Annotated in this window: 20 protein-coding genes and 1 tRNA gene; 12 read left to right on the top strand and 9 right to left on the bottom strand. The window is 65.7% G+C overall.

Annotated elements, in window-relative coordinates; genetic code table 11:
• From VIQ49_RS11235 to VIQ49_RS11210, 6 genes are all read right to left on the bottom strand, one after another.
• Nucleotides 1-963, bottom strand: a 963-nt coding sequence (locus VIQ49_RS11235) for a neutral zinc metallopeptidase (RefSeq protein WP_331884483.1), incomplete at its 3' end; no start/stop codon positions are given.
• A gap of 16 nt (nt 964-979) precedes the next feature.
• On the bottom strand, nt 980-3,211 hold the full coding sequence (glgB, locus tag VIQ49_RS11230) for a 1,4-alpha-glucan branching protein GlgB (RefSeq protein WP_331884481.1): 2,232 nt from the start codon (nt 3,209-3,211) through the stop codon (nt 980-982).
• Nucleotides 3,208-5,214: a maltotransferase domain-containing protein gene (locus VIQ49_RS11225; protein ID WP_331884489.1), complete on the bottom strand. Its 2,007-nt coding sequence runs from the start codon at nt 5,212-5,214 to the stop codon at nt 3,208-3,210. The genes glgB and VIQ49_RS11225 overlap by 4 nt, the downstream gene beginning before the upstream one ends.
• A gap of 116 nt (nt 5,215-5,330) precedes the next feature.
• The gene (locus VIQ49_RS11220) at nt 5,331-7,433 is read right to left on the bottom strand and encodes an ATP-dependent DNA helicase (RefSeq protein WP_331884476.1); all 2,103 of its coding nucleotides are present in this window, start codon (nt 7,431-7,433) and stop codon (nt 5,331-5,333) included.
• A 10-nt stretch (nt 7,434-7,443) separates the two neighbouring features.
• Nucleotides 7,444-8,028 carry an isochorismatase family protein gene (locus tag VIQ49_RS11215; protein ID WP_331884474.1) on the bottom strand — a complete coding sequence of 195 codons (585 nt, stop codon included), beginning with the start codon at nt 8,026-8,028 and terminating at the stop codon, nt 7,444-7,446.
• Nucleotides 8,029-8,084: 56 nt separating this feature from the next.
• Entirely contained in the window at nt 8,085-9,386 is a 1,302-nt protein-coding gene (locus VIQ49_RS11210; RefSeq protein WP_331884472.1) for a nicotinate phosphoribosyltransferase, read from the bottom strand.
• 34 nt (nt 9,387-9,420) lie between these two features.
• Here VIQ49_RS11210 and clpS point away from each other — a divergent pair, with 34 nt between their 5' ends.
• The 11 genes from clpS to rdgB all read left to right on the top strand — a co-directional run bounded on the left by clpS (nt 9,421) and on the right by rdgB (nt 17,053).
• Complete coding sequence (gene clpS, locus VIQ49_RS11205; RefSeq protein WP_331884487.1) at nt 9,421-9,756, top strand: ATP-dependent Clp protease adapter ClpS; 336 nt, start codon at nt 9,421-9,423, stop codon at nt 9,754-9,756.
• 4 nt (nt 9,757-9,760) lie between these two features.
• Nucleotides 9,761-10,342 (top strand): DUF2017 domain-containing protein, encoded by a 582-nt coding sequence (locus VIQ49_RS11200; RefSeq protein ID WP_331884470.1) that lies wholly within the window; start codon nt 9,761-9,763, stop codon nt 10,340-10,342.
• A 55-nt stretch (nt 10,343-10,397) separates the two neighbouring features.
• A complete protein-coding gene (locus VIQ49_RS11195) occupies nt 10,398-11,489 on the top strand; it encodes a P1 family peptidase (protein WP_331884468.1) in 1,092 nt (363 codons plus the stop codon).
• Between the two features lie 52 nt (nt 11,490-11,541).
• Complete coding sequence (locus VIQ49_RS11190; RefSeq protein ID WP_331884466.1) at nt 11,542-11,946, top strand: M67 family metallopeptidase; 405 nt, start codon at nt 11,542-11,544, stop codon at nt 11,944-11,946.
• Between the two features lie 12 nt (nt 11,947-11,958).
• The gene (locus VIQ49_RS11185) at nt 11,959-12,231 is read left to right on the top strand and encodes a MoaD/ThiS family protein (RefSeq protein WP_331884464.1); all 273 of its coding nucleotides are present in this window, start codon (nt 11,959-11,961) and stop codon (nt 12,229-12,231) included.
• Nucleotides 12,232-12,242: 11 nt separating this feature from the next.
• On the top strand, nt 12,243-13,214 hold the full coding sequence (locus VIQ49_RS11180) for a cysteine synthase (protein WP_331884462.1): 972 nt from the start codon (nt 12,243-12,245) through the stop codon (nt 13,212-13,214).
• 54 nt (nt 13,215-13,268) lie between these two features.
• Nucleotides 13,269-13,967: a rhomboid family intramembrane serine protease gene (locus tag VIQ49_RS11175; protein ID WP_331884460.1), complete on the top strand. Its 699-nt coding sequence runs from the start codon at nt 13,269-13,271 to the stop codon at nt 13,965-13,967.
• Nucleotides 13,964-14,764, top strand: coding sequence for a glutamate racemase (gene murI, locus VIQ49_RS11170; protein WP_331884458.1), 801 nt, complete (start codon nt 13,964-13,966; stop codon nt 14,762-14,764). The genes VIQ49_RS11175 and murI overlap by 4 nt, the downstream gene beginning before the upstream one ends.
• A gap of 48 nt (nt 14,765-14,812) precedes the next feature.
• Nucleotides 14,813-15,577 (top strand): cyclic nucleotide-degrading phosphodiesterase, encoded by a 765-nt coding sequence (locus tag VIQ49_RS11165; RefSeq protein WP_331884456.1) that lies wholly within the window; start codon nt 14,813-14,815, stop codon nt 15,575-15,577.
• 76 nt (nt 15,578-15,653) lie between these two features.
• The gene (gene rph, locus VIQ49_RS11160; RefSeq protein WP_331884454.1) at nt 15,654-16,439 is read left to right on the top strand and encodes a ribonuclease PH; all 786 of its coding nucleotides are present in this window, start codon (nt 15,654-15,656) and stop codon (nt 16,437-16,439) included.
• Nucleotides 16,439-17,053 carry an RdgB/HAM1 family non-canonical purine NTP pyrophosphatase gene (gene rdgB, locus VIQ49_RS11155; protein ID WP_331884452.1) on the top strand — a complete coding sequence of 205 codons (615 nt, stop codon included), beginning with the start codon at nt 16,439-16,441 and terminating at the stop codon, nt 17,051-17,053. The genes rph and rdgB overlap by 1 nt, the downstream gene beginning before the upstream one ends.
• A gap of 23 nt (nt 17,054-17,076) precedes the next feature.
• Here the strand turns inward: rdgB and VIQ49_RS11150 are convergent, their stop codons facing one another.
• A complete protein-coding gene (locus VIQ49_RS11150; protein WP_331884450.1) occupies nt 17,077-17,436 on the bottom strand; it encodes a DUF3817 domain-containing protein in 360 nt (119 codons plus the stop codon).
• Complete coding sequence (locus VIQ49_RS11145; protein ID WP_331884448.1) at nt 17,433-17,888, bottom strand: transcriptional regulator; 456 nt, start codon at nt 17,886-17,888, stop codon at nt 17,433-17,435. Before VIQ49_RS11145 ends, VIQ49_RS11150 begins: the two co-directional genes overlap by 4 nt.
• A 59-nt stretch (nt 17,889-17,947) precedes the next feature.
• Between VIQ49_RS11145 and VIQ49_RS11140 the strand changes: the two genes are divergently transcribed.
• Nucleotides 17,948-18,032, top strand: a tRNA-Leu gene (locus VIQ49_RS11140).
• 228 nt (nt 18,033-18,260) lie between these two features.
• Here the strand turns inward: VIQ49_RS11140 and VIQ49_RS11135 are convergent.
• Entirely contained in the window at nt 18,261-18,359 is a 99-nt protein-coding gene (locus tag VIQ49_RS11135; RefSeq protein WP_331884485.1) for a hypothetical protein, read from the bottom strand.
• Nucleotides 18,360-18,370: the final 11 nt, after the last annotated feature.

The raw sequence follows: 18,370 nt of genomic DNA, 5'->3' as shown, positions 1-18,370 counted from the left end.
GTCGACGGCCGGCCGGACGTCCGCCGGCAGGGCAAAGAACTCTTCCACCGACGAGACCACCGACTCGAGACCGCCCGCGCTGAACGGGGTCGTATCGATACTGCCGGTGTTGTCGAAACGCGGGGGCATCGCGTCTCGCATGTCGTCGACGCTGATCTCGTCGATCGCCGCACACCGCTCCGGGCCGTTGCCGAATCCGGTTTCGAAGGCGTGCGCCCGTTCGAAGGCGGTGCCGTGATCAGACTGCCCGCGTTCGCTGTCCCGGGCCGAGATCAGTGCGGCGACTGCGGTGTTGAGTCCGTCGGCGGTGTTGATCTGCAGAAACTTGCCGCTGTCCTCGGCGATCCAACGGATGAAGTTGCCGGCCAGACAATCCGCCTGCTGCTCGCTGACGATCGGCGAGGCCTCATCGTCGATGCCCGCGAGCGTCTGGATGTAGTGGCCGTATTCATGTGCGATGACGGTGACCGGAGCCATCGGGCCGAACTCCTCCAGCAGCGCGGGCATCAAAATTCCGCGGTCCCAGCCGATCTGGTCGCGGGGCGGGCAGAACGCGGCATTGACGTGTCCGTAGGTCGAGTCGCCGCAGAATGTCACCGACGCACTGCGGGGTGCTTCGGCATCCCAGGACACGAATCCGAGCCCGGTCTTGAACTCCGTGCCGAATGCCGGCTCGAACGCCTGCTTCCAATAGGTCTCGAGGTCCAAGAGGGCCGCAGCCATCAGGGTGTCGATCTCGCCGGAATCCGCGTTGTCGATGTCGAGCACCGGTTCTCCGGCGCCCTCGCGTAGACCACTGGGTCCGTCGCTGACGGGTAGACCGGCAACCGTGAACGGGTCGGAGTACACCGACACCGGGTCGCCGTCGACGACCACTCGTTCTTCACGACTGGCGCAACCGGTGGACACCAGCAGGCAGACGCCAACCAGTCCACTGATCCAAGAGATACTTCGGGTGATCACGGATGCCTCGGCGCCGTCAGGCCGGCGCGATCCAGATGGCTCCATTGGCCGGCAACGTCAGGCGGGCGCATGCAGGTCGGCCGTGCCAGGTTTCGTCATTCGCGATCACCTGGCCGAGATTACCTTCGCCGGTTCCGCCGTAGGACGGTGCGTCGGTGTTGAGGATCTCGTTCCACTTCCCGGCGACCGGGAGACCGACCCGGTAGTCGGTGCGAGTGGTGCCGGAGAAGTTGAAGACACACGCCACCACCGAACCATCCGATCCCCACCGTAGGAAACTGATGATGTTGCCCGCGGTGTCGTTGGCGTCGATCCAGGCGTAACCACTGGGTGTGATGTCTTGGCTGTAGAGCGCAGGATGTCGCCGGTAGATGCTGTTGAGGTCGGTGACAAGGGAGCGCACGCCCACGTGCAGTTCACCTTCCCAGCCTTCGAGTTGGTCCCACGACAGGCTGCGGTTCTCTGACCATTCCGGGGTCTGGGCGAATTCCTGGCCCATGAACAGCAACTGCTTGCCCGGATGCGCCCACATGTAGGAGAGCAGTGCCCGGACCCCGGCCGCCTTGGTCGGGGAGTCACCGGGCATGCGTGTCCACAGCGTGCCTTTGCCGTGCACCACTTCGTCGTGGCTGATGGGCAGCACGAAGTTCTCGCTCCACGCGTACATCAGGGAGAAAGTGATCTCGTGGTGGTGGAAGCTGCGGTGGATCTGATCGCGCCCGAGATAGCCGAGGGTGTCGTGCATCCAGCCCATGTTCCACTTCATCGAGAAGCCGAGCCCACCCAGATTGGTGTCGCGTGTGACACCGGGCCAGGAGGTCGACTCCTCGGCGATGGTCACAACGCCGGGATGGTGTTTGTGCACGGTCGCGTTCATCTCTTGCAGGAACTGAACGGCCTCGAGATTCTCGCGTCCCCCGTGGACATTGGGGGACCAGCCGCCGTCCGGCCGCGAGTAGTCGAGATAGAGCATCGATGCGACTGCGTCGACGCGCAATCCGTCGATGTGGAACTCGTCGAACCAGTAGAGCGCGTTGGCGACGAGGAAGTTGCGGACCTCGGCGCGGCCGAAGTCGAAAACGTAAGTGCCCCAGTCCAGTTGCTCGCCGCGCTGCGGGTTGCCGTGTTCGTAGAGGGGAGTGCCGTCGAATCGGGCGAGAGCCCAGGCGTCTTTGGGGAAGTGGGCGGGAACCCAGTCGACGAGGACACCGATCCCCAGTTCGTGCAGACGGTCGACGAAGAACCGGAAGTCGTCGGGGCTGCCGAAGCGTGAGGTCGGGGCGAAGTACGACGTGACCTGGTACCCCCAGGATCCGCCGAAGGGATGCTCCGACACCGGGAGCAACTCGACGTGGGTGAATCCGAGTTCGCTGACGTAGGCGCCGAGTTCATCGGCGAGCTCGCGGTAACTGAGCCCCTGACGCCACGACCCGAGGTGGACTTCGTACACGCTCATCGGTTCATTGACCGCAACCAGCTTCTCGCGCTGGGCGATCCACTCGGCGTCACTCCACTCGAAGTGGGTCTCGGGAATCACCGAGGCGGTGGCCGGTGGGACCTCGGTGGCCCGCGCCATCGGATCTGCCTTTTCCCTGGACACACCATCGTGGCCGGTGATCCGGAATTTGTAGGTCGTCCCGGGCCCGATGTGAGGTACAAAAACCTCCCAGACCCCACTCGAACCGAGGCTGCGCATCGGCGCGGTGTGCCCGCGCCAGCCGTCGAAGCTCCCGATGAGGGTGACGCCCTGGGCGTTGGGTGCCCACACGGCGAAGCTGGTGCCGTCGACGTCCCCGTCCGGGGTTGAATAGAGCCGTGACTGCGGACCGAGGATCTCCCACAAGCGTTCGTGCCGGCCCTCGGTGAACAGGTGGATGTCGAGTTCGCCCAGGCTCGGCAGGAACCGGTATCCGTCGGCGACGACGAATTCGCGGTCGACGCCGGTGTCTGAATCGCGGTACGTGACCCGATACCGGTAGTCGATGAGCTTCGGATACGGCACCGCGGCGACAAAGAGACCCGAATCCTGGTGCGTGAGTGAATGATCTACCCCGCCGACGACGGCACTGACCGACACCGCGTCGGGCTTGAGGGTCCGCAGGATCGTGTACTCACCTGAGGTGTGGGCGCCCAGGATCCCGTGCGGGTTGTGATGGGTGCCCGCCAGCAGTCTGTCCAGCTCGGACTGCTCGATGGTGGGGTCGGGTGCGGTGTTCGCAGTGTTCGGGGGTTGTGACGGTGTGGTCATGACGGAGTCCTGAACGCGAGTGCGCTGCGCGCCGCTTCCGGCATCGGCGGTAACGCGACGATGTGGGCAACCGAGCGCCAGGGTTCGAGCCGGACGTAGTTGGACTGGCCCCAGTGGAAGCTCTCCCCGGTGACCTCATCGATGCCACTGAACCGGTCGTGCCAGTTGTAACCGAGCGAGGGCATGTCCAGCCACACGGTTGACTCCTCGGCGCCGTAGGGGTTGATGTTGATGACCACCACCACGGTGTCGCCCGTGTGCGGGTCGAACTTCGAGAACGCGATGAGCGCATCGTTGTCGACATGATGGAACTTGAGATACCGCAATTGCTGTAGCGCCGGGTGGCGCCGGCGGATCTCGTTGAGCGAACGAATCCAACCTTCGAGGGATTCGCCCCGGCTCGCCGCACCTTTGTAGTCGCGGGGGCGGAGTTCGTACTTCTCCGAATCCAGATACTCCTCGCTGCCCTCGCGGACGGCGTGGTGCTCGAACAATTCGAAGCCGCTGTACACACCCCAGGTCGGGGACAACGTGGCAGCCAGCGCTGCCCGCAACGCAAACATTCCGGGACCTCCGTGCTGCAGGCTCTCGTGGAGGATGTCCGGGGTGTTGACGAACAGGTTGGGCCGGCCGATATCGGCCCTTGTCGCGATCTCGTTGCCGAACTCGGTGAGCTCCCACTTGGCGGTCCGCCATGTGAAGTACGTGTACGACTGCGTGAACCCCAGCTTGGCCAGTCCGTACAGGCGTGCCGGCCTCGTGAAGGCCTCGGCAAGGAACAACACGTCCGGATCCCGCTTCTTCACCTCGACGATGAGCCACTCCCAGAAGTCCGGTGGCTTGGTGTGTGGATTGTCGACCCGGAAGATCTTGACACCCTGCGCGACCCAGTGCAGCACCACCTTGAGTACGCCGCGGAAGATCCCGTTGCGATCATCGTCGAAGTTGAGGGGATAGATGTCCTGGTACTTCTTGGGCGGGTTCTCGGCATAGCGGATCGTGCCGTCGGGTTCGATCGTGAACCAGTCGGGATGTTCGGTGGTCCAGGGGTGATCGGGCGCGCACTGCAGGGCCAGGTCGAGTGCGACCTCCATACCGAGTTGTTCGGCACGCTCACGGAAGTAGATGAAGTCGTCGAGTGTGCCCAGCCGGGGGTGGATGGCGTCGTGTCCGCCGTCCACCGAGCCGATCGCCCACGGGGACCCGACGTCGTCGGGACCGGCGGTGACGGAGTTGTTGGGGCCCTTGCGGTTGACCTCACCGATCGGATGGATCGGCGGGAGATAGACCACGTCGAAGCCCATGTCGGCGATCCGTGGGAGGTCTTCGGCCGCGGTGTGGAAGGTGCCGTGAACGGGCCGTCCTTCGTTGTCCCAGCCGCCGGTGGACCGCGGGAACATCTCATACCAGGAGCCGTACAGCGCCCGCTCGCGGTCGACCCAGATGCGGTGGGTGCGGCTCTTGGTGACCAGCTCCCGCACCGGATAATTGATCAGCAGGGTGCTGACCGGCTGGGACAGAGCCGGCCCGACCCTGCTGGGAAGGGCGGCCTCCTGCTGACGCAGGGCGGTGATGGCGCTGTTCAGCAGTTCGCGGTCGCTCGGTGGGACGACGTCGAGCGCCTTTTCGAGCAGGAGTGCGCCGCGCTCGATGTCGTTGGCGAGTTCGCTGCTGCCCTGGCCGGCGGCGAGCTTCTTGTCCATCGCGTTGCGCCAGGTGGCGAAGGGATCACTCCAGCCGTCGATCCGGTAGGACCAGTAGCCGACCGCGTCCGGTGTGAACAGGGCATTGAACGTGTCCGGTTCGGCGCCAGGTGACATCCGGATGTCAATGCTCTTGCTACGCGCCGGCCCGTCTACGTGCAGGGTGGCCGCGACCGCGTCGTGGCCTTCTCTCCACACTGTTGCGCTGACTGGAAAGGTCTCTCCAACAACCGCTTTCGCGGAGAACTGACCTGAGGAGACCACGGGGGCTATGTCATCGATCCCGATGCGCCCTATCACCTTCTGCGCCACCTTTCGAAGTTTTCGACGGTCTGGAGGGGTGGTACTCGAGCGTGTTGCACTGACATCGCTGTCGCCACCCACCGTATGCGACCGCGGCAGGTTCGGCTCGGGACTCAGGGCGCGGCGCCCCCGTGCAATCTGCTCAGGGCCCCGCGGACCAGTTGTCCATCCGACGTCCGCCAGAACGGTGGCAACGACGCCAGTAGATAGTTGCCGTATCGGGCGGTGGCCAAACGTGAGTCGAGAACCGCCACCACACCCCGGTCCGAGGTGGAGCGCAGCAGACGGCCCGTGCCCTGGGACAACAGCAGTGCGGCGTGCCCGGCGGCGATGGCCATGAAGCCGTTGCCGCCACGGGCCTCGACGGCCTGCTGACGCGCCAGCAGGAGGGGATCGTCGGGCCGCGGGAACGGGATGCGGTCGATCAGCACCAGATTGAGTGACGGTCCGGGGACGTCGACGCCCTGCCACAGCGACAGGGTGCCGAACAGGCAGGTGCTCTCGTCGGCGGCGAACTCCTTGACCAGCGCGCCGGTTGCTCCTTCGCCCTGGCAGAGCACCGGGAGTTCGATCCGGGCGCGCACCGCCTCGGCTGCGGCCTTGGCAGCGCGCATCGACGAGAAGAGGCCCAGGGTCCGACCGCCGGCCGCGGTGATGAGCTCGACCATCTCGTCGACGATGCGGGGCGAGAGGCCGTCGCGTCCCGGCGGCGGCAGGTGGCGGGCCACGTAGAGGATCGCGGCCTTCTGGTGGTCGAACGGTGAGCCCACGTCGACGCCGTTCCAGGTGATCTTCTTCTTGTCCGAAGGCGGCGGCTTTCCGATGGCGGTGATGCTCTGCGCCGATTTCGTGGCCTGTGTCTCGGGTTCGGACTCGTCGTCCGAGCGTGACCGGTGCGGGGGAAGACCCCATTCGGCGGCCAGCCCGTCGAACGAACCGCCGACGGTCAGGGTCGCCGAGGTCAGGATCACGGTGGCATTGGCGAACAGGGAGGCGCGGAGCAGTCCGCCCACCGACAGCGGAGCCACCCGCAGCATCTTCTTGCGGTCGCCACGGATGAGTTCCTCTGCTACCCACACGACGTCGGGCCGGCGGGCCGGGTCCGGGTCGTCGAAGGCACCGAGGATCCGCACCGCGGTGTCGTGCATTTCTTCCAGCGTGGTCAGTGCGGCCGATCGGGCGGCGCTGGCATCGGCGTCGAGTTCACCGCTGCGCCGGGCCGGCCCGATCGCGGTGTGCGCCCTCCACAGCCGGTCGCGTAGAGAGGACAGCGCCAGGGGCGCGCCGTCGGGCAGACCCGTCCACCGGCCGGGTGCCAGTTCATCGAGCAGTGCTTCGATCTGCTCGCTGCTGCCCGCGATGTCGTCGGAGAGCTCGTCGTCGATGAGCTTTCCGCAGCGTCTGGCCGCACCCGCGATGGAACCGCCCGACATCTCGGCGGTGGCAACAGAGGTGATCCGGTCGGCGAGTTCGTGCGCCTCGTCGACCACCACGACATCGTGTTCGGGAAGGATCGCGGCCGGGCTCATCGCATCGATCGCCAGCAACGCGTGATTGGTGACCACCAGGTCGGCCTGACCGGCCCTGGCTTTTGCCTTCTCGGCGAAACAGTCGGCGCCGTAGGAGCAGTTGGTGGCCCCGAGGCATTCCCGGGCGGTCACACTGACCTGCCGCCACGCGCGGTCGGAGACACTGGTCGAGAGGTCGTCGCGGTCGCCGGTCTCGGTGTCGGAGGTCCACTCGCGCAGGCGGGTGACCTCGCGGCCCAGCCGGGAGGCGGCAAACGGATCAGGCTGACCGCCGGCACTGAACAGGTCGTCGTCGGCGGGTTCGTCGATCGTCCCGGCGTGGATCTTGTTGAGGCACAAGTAATTTCCCCGTCCCTTGAGTATCGCGAACTCGGGTGGCCGGCCGAGGGGCTTGGTGAGCGCCTTCGCTGTGCGCGGCAGATCGCGATCGACGAGCTGGCGCTGCAACGCGATGGTCGCGGTGGAGACGATCACGGTCTTGCCGGTGTCGACGGCGTGACGCAACGACGGAACCAGGTAGGCCAGCGACTTGCCGGTGCCGGTGCCGGCCTGGACGGCCAGGTGTTCGCCGGTGTCGATGGAGTGGGCCACGGCGGACGCCATTTTCAGCTGGCCGTCGCGCCGGGCACCACCGAGTGCGGAGACCGCCTCGGCGAGTAGGTCGGGTACCTCGGGTATCGAGCTCACTGCGGATCTGTCATCGGACGTGCGACGGCGGCACGATGGTGATCCCGGCATCACTCATCTCGGAGATCGCGGCCTTGGTGGTGGCGACGGCGACACCGGCGCAGTAGCCGAGCAGGACGCGGGTGGTGAACCCGGCGGCGACCGCGTCGAGGGCCGTGGCACGCACGCAGTGATCGGTCGCGAGGCCGACGACATCGACGGCGTTGATCTCCCGGTCACGGAGCCAGTCGGCGAGCTTCGCGTCATTGCTGTCGGCGCCCTCGAATCCCGAATACGCGGCGCTGTACTTTCCCTTCGAGAACGTCGCATCGGCGACGGTCGCATCGAACCGGGGATGGAAGTCCATGCCCGCAGTGCCCTCGACACAATGCCGCGGCCAGCTGTTGACGAAGTCGGGGTTGTCGGAGAAATGATCACCCGGGTCGATGTGGTGGTCGCGGGTGGCGGCGATGGCCAGGTATCCGTGATCGCGCTGCGTGTAGCGCGTGATCGCCGCTGCGACGTCGCCGCCTCCGGACACCGCGAGTGAGCCGCCCTCGCAGAAGTCGTTCTGCACGTCGACGATCAGCAATGCAGTTCGAATATGTTCGCTCACAACAGATTCCCTACTTGAAGAGACAACATCGTCCTCACCGGGTGAAACGGATCGACCTACGCGGTGATGAAGCGCGTGGGTATTGCCGGTTCGCCGCGGGACAGACCCAAACCTTCCCACGGCAGACTGACAAGGGCCGCGGCCAGGTGCTGCCGGGACTCCTCCAGGGTAGGTAGACCGTCGACCGGTTTACCACCCCTGATCAACGGGATCTGCAGGGGTCGCGACGGTGCCGTGAGGCCGGGTGCGGCCGAGCCGGTGGGGTACACGACTTCTTCCAGGATGGTCCCCGACGGTTTGGCCGTCCGCAGCGCCGCCTTGGCGCCGCCCCGAGATTCCTTGTGGCTGGCGCGTTTTGCGACCGGGATACCGTCGACCTCCACCAGCTTGTAGACCATGCCCGCGGTCGGGGACCCCGACCCGGTCACCAGCGCCGTGCCCACCCCGTACGCGTCCACCGGCTCGGCGCGCAGTGCCGCGATGGCGTATTCGTCGAGGTCACCCGAGACGACGATCTTGGTCTTGGTGGCACCGAGGTCGTCGAGCTGCTGGCGAACCTGACGTGCGAGCATCCCCAGGTCGCCGGAGTCGATGCGCACACCGCCGAGTTCGGTGCCCGCCACATCGATGGCGTTGGCCACCCCCTGGCGGATGTCGTAGGTGTCGACGAGCAGTGTGGTTCCCACACCGAGGCGCGCGATCTGCGAGGCGAATGCCGCCTTCTCGTCCGGACCGTCGGCCGTGGTGTGCAACAGGGTGAACGAGTGCGCACTGGTGCCGGTGCTGGGAATTCCGTGCCGGCGCGCGGCTTCCAGGTTGGACGTCGCCGACATCCCGGCGAGGTATCCGGCCCGTGCCGATGCCACCGCCGCCTGCTCGTGCGTTCGGCGCGACCCCATCTCGATGATCGGACGGGAACCGGCCGCGGTGACCATCCGGGCCGCCGCCGAGGCGATGGCACTGTCGTGGTTGATGATCGACAGGGCCAGCGTCTCCAGGACGACCGCTTCGGCAAAGGTGCCCCGGACGGTGAGGATCGGGGAGCCGGGGAAGTACAGCTCGCCTTCCGGATACCCGTCGATGTCTCCGGAGAATCGGTATCGGCTCAGCCAGTCGAGTGTGTCGGGGTCGAGGAACCGTTCGACGAGCGCCAGTTCGTCGGGCCCGAACGTGAACTCGGCGAGTTGCTCGACCAGGCGCCCGGTACCAGCGACAACGCCGTAGCGGCGACCGTCGGGGAGTCGCCGTGCGAACAGTTCGAAAGTGCAGTTGCGGTGCGCGCTTCCGCCGGCCAGCGCGGCGGCGATCATGGTGAGCTCGTATTGGTCGGTCAGCAGAACTGTCTTCGATGCGGTCACTATCGGTACCCTAGGGCTTATGCGCGGACAGATGATGACCGCACCGCAGCGTGTCCACACCACGTTCACGGCGGGCGACGGTCAGCACGAGGCTACTCCGTCCAGTACCGCCGTTGCCGAACACGACGAGGCACTCGACCGTCCGTGGGTGACCATCGTGTGGGACGACCCGGTGAATTTGATGAGGTACGTGACCTACGTCTTCCAGAAGGTCTTCGGATACAGCGAGACGAAGGCGTCCGAATTGATGATGCAAGTCCATACCGAAGGGCGGGCCGTGGTGTCGTCCGGCGACCGCGACAAGGTGGAACTCGACGTGCAGAAGCTGCATTCCGCAGGCCTGTGGGCCACGATGCAGCGGGACAGCTGATCGCGTGCGCAATTGGAAACGGCGCGGCTCCGGTGATCGTCTGCGCATCACCACCGAGCTCGATCAACACGAATCCGACCTGATCGCATCGCTCGTCACGTCGATGACGGAGTTGCTCGACGAGCGTGAGTCGACCGCTCCGACGGATGAGCTCTCGGATCTGACGGGCATTCCCTCGGGGCACTCCAACCCGCCGTCGGATGCGACGCTGGGCCGCCTCTTCCCGGACTTCCATCGCCCCGATCAGGACGAGACCACCTCGATGGACGCGGCCACGGGCGACCTCAACGGCGCACTGCGCAGCCTCCACGAACCACTCATCATCTCCGCCAAACAGGAAGCCGCGCGGGTGGTGCTCGACTCCTTGCCCGAGGGCGGCGGTGCGGTCTCCTTGACGGCAGAAGAAGCCGATCAGTGGTTGTCCGCGGTGAACGACGTGCGTCTGGCACTCGGCGCGATGATCGGCATCAGCGAGTCCACCCCCGATCAGCTACCCGAGGGCGATCCGATGGCAGCGCATCTCGACGTCTACCACTGGCTGACCGTCGTGCAGGAACTGCTGGTGGTCGCCCTCATCGGCAAGTGAGCGGGCCGGTGAGTGAGATCTCTGGTAGAACAGTGGCCCGCCAGGTGAGGAACCCATGATCCCAGGACCGACGGACTCCATCACCGACGTCGCCGGGGTGCGTGTCGGCCAGCACCAGCGACTCGACGACCACGTCACCGTGGCCACCGAAGACGCCGCCGGAGAGGGTTGGGCCACCGGCACCACCGTGGTGTTGTTGCCGCAGGGCGCGGTGGCCGCCGTCGATGTCAGGGGCGGTGGGCCCGGGACCAGGGAAACCGATCTGCTCGATCCGTCCAATACCGTGCAGCAGGCACACGCGATCGTTCTCAGCGGTGGCAGTGCCTACGGATTGGCCGCCGCCGACGGCGTGATGACCCACCTCGAGGGCCAGGGGATCGGACTGGTGATGGACAAGCGCGGTTCGGTGGTGCCGATCGTGCCCGGAGCGGTGATCTTCGACCTGGCGGTGGGTGACTGGTCGGCTCGTCCGGATCAAGAGTTCGGCGCGCGGGCCGCGGCCGACGCGGACACCGGGGTTGCCACCGGTTCGGTGGGTGCCGGCACCGGCGCCCGGGCCGGAGCACTGAAAGGTGGCGTGGGCAGTGCGAGCATCACTTTCACCACGGGACCGGCGACCGGCATCACGGTGGCCGCGCTGATCGTGGCCAACCCGGTGGGTGCAGTCATCGACCCGACCAGTGGATTGCCCTGGGGTGCACTCCCATTGGAGCTGGACTACTTCGGATTGCGGGAGCCCGAGTCGGGCGAGGTGGCGAATCTGTTGAATCTCACCGCGAAATCGAGTCCGCTGAACACCACCATCGGTGTCATCGCCACCGACGCGAGTCTGGATCCGGCGTCGGTCCGCCGGGTGGCCATGACCGCGCACGACGGTTTGGCCCGCGCGATCCGTCCCGCCCATTCACCGCTCGACGGTGACACACTGTTCGCGGTTGCCACCGGCTCGGCGACCCCGACACCCGGACCCGCTGAATCGCCCGACGTCCCGCCGGGGATGAATCCGGACGTCGCACTCGTGGCGGCCATCGGGGAGGCCGCGGCGACCGTGGTGCAGCGCGCCATCGTCAATGCCGTCATCGCCGCCACACCGGTCGCCGGAATACCGACCTACCGGGAGACGTTGCCAACAGCATTCGTGTCCTAATAGTTTCGGGCACCGCAGAAGTCACCGATCCGACGTCAGGGGGTTAGCCGAAGTGCTCACCATCAGCCGGTCTCTGGTTGACCAGATGGTCGCTCATGCCCGCGCCGATCATCCCGATGAGGCCTGCGGTGTGATCGCCGGTCCGGAGGGTTCGGACCGTCCGGAGCGATTCATCGCGATGGTGAACGCCGAACGGTCACCGACCTTTTACCGCTTCGATTCCGTCGAACAGCTCAAGGTCTGGCGCGAGATGGATCGCAGCGACGAAGAGCCGGTGGTCATCTACCACTCGCACACCGCAACCGAGGCGTATCCGAGTCGAACCGATGTCTCCTTCGCCTCCGAGCCGAATGCGCATTACGTGCTGATCTCCACCCGTGACCCGGAGACCGAAGAAATCCGGAGCTACCGGATCGTCGACGGTGAGATCACCGAAGAGCCGATCGACATCACCTAGAGGGAGTTCGCAATGGCAGTAACAGTTTCCATCCCCACGATCCTGCGTACGTACACCGACGGCAACAAGCGGGTCGAATCCAGCGGGGCCACCGTGGGTGAGCTGATCGACAACCTCGACGCCAGCCACAGCGGACTGAAAGACCGACTCATCGCCTCGGGCAAGCTGCACCGCTTCGTGAATGTATACGTCAACGACGAAGACGTGCGGTTCTCCGGTGGACTCGACACCTCGGTGGCCGATGGCGACGAGGTGACCATCCTGCCCGCCGTTGCCGGCGGCTGAACCGTACTGAGATGGCACGATATGAATCGCTCATCGACTCGGTGGGCAACACTCCGCTGATCGGACTGCAGCGCTTGTCGCCGCGCTGGAATGACAGCGATGAGGGTCCGGCGGTGCGGCTGTGGGCCAAGCTCGAGGATCGCAATCCCACCGGCTCGATCAAAGACCGTCCGGCGCTGCGGATGATCGAGCAGGCCGAGGCCGACGGTCTGTTGTCGCCGGGTGCGACCATCCTGGAACCGACCAGCGGCAACACCGGCATCTCGTTGGCCATGGCCGCAAAACTCAAGGGCTACAACCTGATCTGCGTGATGCCCGAGAACACCTCGATCGAGCGTCGCCAGTTGCTGACGATGTTCGGCGCGCAGATCATCTCGTCACCGGCCGCCGGAGGGTCGAACAAGGCCGTGGCGATGGCCAAGGAGCTGGCCGCCGAACACCCCGACTGGGTGATGCTCTACCAGTACGGCAATGCCGCGAACGCGCTCGCACACTACGAGGGCACCGGCCCCGAACTGCTGGCGGACCTGCCGGAGATCACCCACTTCGTTGCCGGCCTCGGCACCACCGGCACGCTGATGGGGGTCGGCCGATTCCTTCGGGAGACCAAGCCCGGGGTCGAGATCGTGGCCGCCGAACCGCGTTATGGCGACGAGGTCTACGGCCTGCGGAACATCGACGAGGGATTTGTGCCCGAACTGTACGACGATGCGATCCTCACCAGCCGATTCTCGGTCGAGGGACGCAACGCGGTCCGCCGCATCCGCGAATTGATCGACGCCGAAGGGATCTTCGCGGGTATCTCGACCGGTGCGATCCTCCATGCCGCGCTCGGTGTCGGACGCAAGGCGGTCAAGGCCGGTGTCCGGGCCGACATCGGGTTCGTGGTGGCCGATGCGGGGTGGAAGTATCTGTCGACCGGTGCGTACGAAGGTAGCCTCGATGAGGCAGGGGAGGGGCTCGAAGGGCAACTCTGGGCCTGACCGCGACACCGCCCGTGCCAGCATTTGATGTTGCCACCGTTCGATCGGAGAACCATGACCGGCTCACTTGGCTCCTACGGCGCTACGGGTAATGGGCCGACATCGTCCGGCCCGCCGGCGAAGAAGGGCCCCGCGTCCTGGCCGCTGTGGGCGCGGTCGGCGGTCATCATGCTGGCGCTCACGGCGTTGCTGTACGTCATCGAGTTCATCGACGTGGTCAGTGATCGTGATCTCGACAGCGCCGGCATCGAGCCGCGCGAGGTCGACGGACTCAGCGGGATCGCGGCGTCGCCGTTTCTGCACGCCGACTGGGAACACCTGGTGGCCAACACGATTCCTGGCATGGTGCTCGGATTCCTGGTCCTGATGACCCGACATTTCCTGATCGCCACCGCGATCGTCTGGGTTGTCTCGGGTCTGGGGGTGTGGTTGTTCGCGCCGCCGTATACGGTGACCGTCGGCGCCTCGGGCATCATCTTCGGCTGGCTCACCTACATCCTGGTGCGCGGTCTGTTCAACCGGAACTTCACTCAGGTCCTGATCGGTGTGGTGGTCTTCCTGATCTACGGCGGCATCCTGTGGGGTGTGGTGCCGGCAGGAACGGGCGTGTCGTGGCAAGGTCATCTCTTCGGGGCAGCCGGTGGCATCCTCGCGGCCTGGTACTTGTCCAAGAAGGACCGGAAGAAGGCTCAGCCACCACCATCGCCCTACGGATCCACCAACTTCGGCAACCCCGGGAGCACCACACTGTGAGTCCAGACTTGAACGCGCCGATCGGCATCTTCGATTCCGGCGTCGGGGGGCTCACCGTGGCCAGGGCAGTGATCGATCAGCTGCCGTCGGAGAACATCATCTATATCGGCGACACCGCCAACGGCCCGTACGGACCGCTGACCATTCCGCAGATCCGGGCGCACGCGCTGGCCATCGGCGACGAACTCGTCGAGCGAGGCGTCAAAGCACTTGTCATCGCCTGCAACACCGCGTCCGCTGCGTGCCTGCGGGATGCCCGCGAACGTTATCCGATCCCGGTGATCGAGGTGGTCCTGCCGGCGGTTCGGCGTGCGGTCGCGGCCACCCGATCTGGTCGGATCGGCGTGATCGGCACGGAAGCGACCATCGCCTCCCGCGCGTATGAAGACTCGTTCGCCGCAGCCCAGAACGCGGTCATCACGTCGGTGGCGTGTCCGCGGTTCGTCGACTTCGTGGAGCGGGGGATCACCAGCGGACGTCAGGTCCTCGGCCTGGCGGAGGGTTATCTCGAACCGCTTGCCGCTGCGCGCGTCGACACCGTGGTGCTCGGGTGCACGCACTATCCGATGCTGTCCGGTGTCATCCAGCTGGCCGTCGGCGACGACGTGACGCTGGTGTCGAGTGCCGAGGAAACCGCGAAAGACGTCCTTCGGGTGCTGACCACCAACGACCTGCTGCGCGGGCCCGTCGATGGTCCGGCGGAACGGATCTTCCAGGCCACCGGTGATCCCGAGTCGTTCGCGAAGCTCGCCACCAGATTCCTCGGACCGGCACTCGGAGCAGTCCAGCACGTGTGATGCCGGTTCCGTCAACCGTGAACTGATCAAGCGTGGCAGCATGGCGGCATGCGTCTGACCGTGCTGGGTTGTTCTGGCAGTTTGTCGGGCCCCGATTCGCCCGCATCGGGGTACCTGCTGACGGTGCCCGGACAGCAGCCGGTGGCGATGGATTTCGGTCCCGGCGTCCTCGGATCATTGCTGCAACATGTCGATCCGAACGACGTGGCGATCGCGCTCAGCCACCTTCATGCTGACCACTGTCTCGACCTTCCCGGCCTGCTGGTGTGGCGTCGATACAGCCCGGTACCGGCGGTCGCCAAGGGCACGTTGATCGGGCCGCCGGGGACCGCGCAGCGGATCGGGGCGGCGTCGTCGGAGTACCCCGGCGAGGTCGACGACATCACCGACACCTTCGAGGTCGGCACCTGGGTCGACGGCGTCTTGGTGGAGCTCGGTGGGATGACCTTCTTCCCCCGGCGGGTCAATCACCCGCCGCAGACGTTCGGCTTCCGCGTGACCGGACCGGCGGGCCAGGTGCTCACCTACAGCGGTGACACCGGTGTCTGCGACGAACTGGTCGAACTGGCGGAAGAGGCTGACGTGTTCCTGTGCGAAGCGTCATGGACCCACGATCCGGTCAACCGGCCGCCGAATCTGCACCTGTCGGGTCGCGAGGCCGGTGAGACCGCGGCTAAGGCCGGCGCCAAGAGTCTGATGCTGACCCACCTGCCGCCGTGGACCTGGCCCGACGAGGTGTTGGCCGAGGCCCGAGAGGCGTACGACGGCCCGATCCGGGTGGTCCGCCGCGGCGACGTCATCGACATCTCCTGACAAGGTAGCCGCGAGCCCGGGTCGGGTATCGCACGCCCGGGCACGGCTCGCGGGCCGACTCGATAGGGTAGGCCCTGTGAGTAGACGTGCAGATGGCCGAACCGATGACGAACTGCGGAAGGTGACCATCACCCGTGGTTTCACCAGTCACCCCGCCGGATCAGTACTTGTTGAATTCGGGGAGACGCGGGTCATGTGCACCGCCAGCGTCACCGAAGGTGTGCCGCGCTGGCGGCGTGGATCCGGTCTCGGCTGGCTGACCGCGGAATACGCGATGTTGCCGGCAGCCACCCATGACCGGTCCGCCCGTGAATCGGTCAAGGGCAAGGTCGGCGGCCGGACTCAGGAGATCAGCCGGCTGATCGGCCGCTCATTGCGTGCCTGCATCGACCTCGCAGCCCTGGGGGAGAACACCATCGCCCTCGACTGCGATGTGCTCCAGGCCGACGGTGGTACGCGTACCGCGGCGATCACCGGGGCCTACGTGGCGTTGTGTGATGCGGTCACCTACCTCAACGCGGCGGGCAAACTTGCTGACCCGCAACCGATCTCGTGTGGGATCGCGGCGGTCAGCGTAGGTGTGGTCGACGGTCGTGTGCGATTGGATCTGCCGTACGAAGAAGATGCGCGTGCCGAGGTCGACATGAACGTCGTCGCGACAGACACCGGCACCCTCGTGGAGATCCAGGGCACCGGTGAGGGCGCCACGTTCCCCCGGTCGACCCTTGACCGCCTGCTGGACTCGGCGATGGTCGGCATCGAGCAGTTGTTCGTGGTGCAGCGCGAGGCTCTGGCATTGCCGTATCCCGGCGAGCTTCCCGAGCCCGAGGTCACGAGCAAGCGGAAGGCCTTCGGCAGCTGATGGGCCAGATCCTGGTCGCCAGCCGCAACACGAAGAAGCTCGCCGAGTTGCGCCGTGTTGTCGAGCAGGCCGGTATCGAAGGGCTCGACGTCATCGGTCTCGACGAGGTGCCACCGTTCGATGAGGCACCCGAGATCGGCGCGACGTTCGAGGAGAACGCACTCGCCAAAGCGCGTGACGCCTTTGCGGCCACCGGATTACCTTCTGTTGCCGACGATTCCGGGCTGGAGGTCGACGCATTGAACGGCATGCCCGGCGTCCTGTCGGCGCGGTGGTCGGGGCGCCATGGTGACGACATCGCCAACACCGAGTTGTTGCTCAATCAGCTCGGCGATGTCCCGGACGAGCGTCGCGGTGGGGCTTTCGTGTCGGCCTGCGCGGTGGTCACCGCCGACTCCGAGGTTGTTGTCCGGGGCGAATGGCGCGGCAAGATCATCACAGAACCGGTGGGCGACAACGGCTTCGGCTACGACCCCATCTTTGTACCCGATGAGGAATCGGAGAGCGGCCGCAGTTCGGCACAGCTGTCTCCGGCGGAGAAGGACGCCCTGAGTCACCGCGGCCGCGCACTGGCACAACTGATTCCAGCGCTGCGGAAGCTCGCCGGGAACTAGACCCGGATCCGGGTCTGGTTCGGTCAGACGTCGAACTGGGCCCGGATCTCCAGCGTGCGCTGGTGCTCCACCCAGAACGACAGGAACGGGATCGTTCCGGCGATCAACGTCAGGATCGCCTTTCCGATCGGCCAGCGAACCTTGATGCCCAGATCGATCGCCATGATCAGATAGATGAAGTAGACCCAGCCGTGCACGATCGGGACAAATCCGAGGCTGTGGTTGTCGAAGCCGTACGCCAAGATCAGTTCGGCAACGAGCAGGAGCAGCCACAGACCGGTGATCCAGGCCATCACCCGGTACCGCAGCAGTGCGCCCTTGATCTTGGTCGGCGGTGCCGTTCTGGTGACGGTGGTGGTCGACTCGGCAGGGGTGTTGCTCACTGATTGCTCCGTTGCGGGTTGTCGGTGGGGTGATCGTTGGTGCTGTCGGCGGAGGCTGCTGCGCGACGCGCGTCCGCCTCACGTAGCTCGGCCAGCAGGCGGTTGTACTCGGCGATCTGGGCGCCGTCGGTGGTGCCGTCCTCGGTCAGCGGTGCGGGTGCCGATTTCGGCCGGGGTGGCAGGAGTCCCTCTGGGATCTCTGTGACGCCGCGGCTGCTGTTGAGCTTGTCGACCTCGTCCGGATCGGATTCGAGAACAACGAACTTGCGGTACGCGTACACGCAGAAGGCGGCAAAGGCCGGCCATTGGAGCGCGTAGCCCAGATTCTGACCGGTGCCGGAGCTCGACTCGAACCGATCCAGCTGCCACCACGCGAGCCCGAGGCATACCGTGGCCGCGACAACTACCAGCGCTATGAGTGCTGGTCGGTGCCTCCGCTTGTTCGATGCCATGTCTTGACGGTACCTAAGTGATCCAAGTCGCAGGTCAGCCGGTATGCTGTCTCGTGCACGCGCGAGTGGCGGAATTGGCAGACGCGCTGGATTTAGGTTCCAGTGTCTCAGGACGTGGGGGTTCAAGTCCCCCCTCGCGCACCATAGAGGCCTTACTGCAATCAGCACGTCCTTGGACGGCCTGGAGTAGGTCCTCTACGAGTAACACGGAACCGCCAGACAGGGCGGTTTCTTCGTTTGCCGCGGTGTTGTACCGAAGTGCCTGGACCGCCGCGTGTGTGGCGGCGTCAGCGTCGCCTGTCGCGCGTTGTACCTTCCAGCCGGTCTCTGCCGCGTGGAGTTCTGAGGTTCCCCCCGGATAGTGGAGGGTGGTTACGCGGCCATAAACTCCGCGGTCAGTGACATCTCATAATTGATCGGACTGAGCATCCCGATCGTTGAGTGCCGCCTCGTAGTGTTGTAGTAATGCATCCAGTTGTCAA

The organism is Williamsia sp. (assembly GCF_036566845.1).
In the GTDB taxonomy this organism is placed as follows: Bacteria; Actinomycetota; Actinomycetes; order Mycobacteriales; family Mycobacteriaceae; genus Williamsia.
This window is presented reverse-complemented; position numbering and strand designations above follow the sequence as displayed.

What these genes read in the sequence shown, in the direction of transcription:
- glgB (WP_331884481.1), bottom strand. Translation starts at nt 3,211, where the DNA reads ATGACCACACCGTCACAACCCCCGAACACTGCGAACACCGCACCCGAC.
- clpS (WP_331884487.1), top strand. Translation starts at nt 9,421, where the DNA reads ATGACCGCACCGCAGCGTGTCCACACCACGTTCACGGCGGGCGACGGT.
- VIQ49_RS11195 (WP_331884468.1), top strand. Translation starts at nt 10,398, where the DNA reads ATGATCCCAGGACCGACGGACTCCATCACCGACGTCGCCGGGGTGCGT.
- VIQ49_RS11185 (WP_331884464.1), top strand. Translation starts at nt 11,959, where the DNA reads ATGGCAGTAACAGTTTCCATCCCCACGATCCTGCGTACGTACACCGAC.
- VIQ49_RS11180 (WP_331884462.1), top strand. Translation starts at nt 12,243, where the DNA reads ATGGCACGATATGAATCGCTCATCGACTCGGTGGGCAACACTCCGCTG.
- VIQ49_RS11175 (WP_331884460.1), top strand. Translation starts at nt 13,269, where the DNA reads ATGACCGGCTCACTTGGCTCCTACGGCGCTACGGGTAATGGGCCGACA.
- VIQ49_RS11165 (WP_331884456.1), top strand. Translation starts at nt 14,813, where the DNA reads ATGCGTCTGACCGTGCTGGGTTGTTCTGGCAGTTTGTCGGGCCCCGAT.
- rdgB (WP_331884452.1), top strand. Translation starts at nt 16,439, where the DNA reads ATGGGCCAGATCCTGGTCGCCAGCCGCAACACGAAGAAGCTCGCCGAG.
- VIQ49_RS11145 (WP_331884448.1), bottom strand. Translation starts at nt 17,888, where the DNA reads ATGGCATCGAACAAGCGGAGGCACCGACCAGCACTCATAGCGCTGGTA.
- VIQ49_RS11135 (WP_331884485.1), bottom strand. Translation starts at nt 18,359, where the DNA reads ATGCATTACTACAACACTACGAGGCGGCACTCAACGATCGGGATGCTC.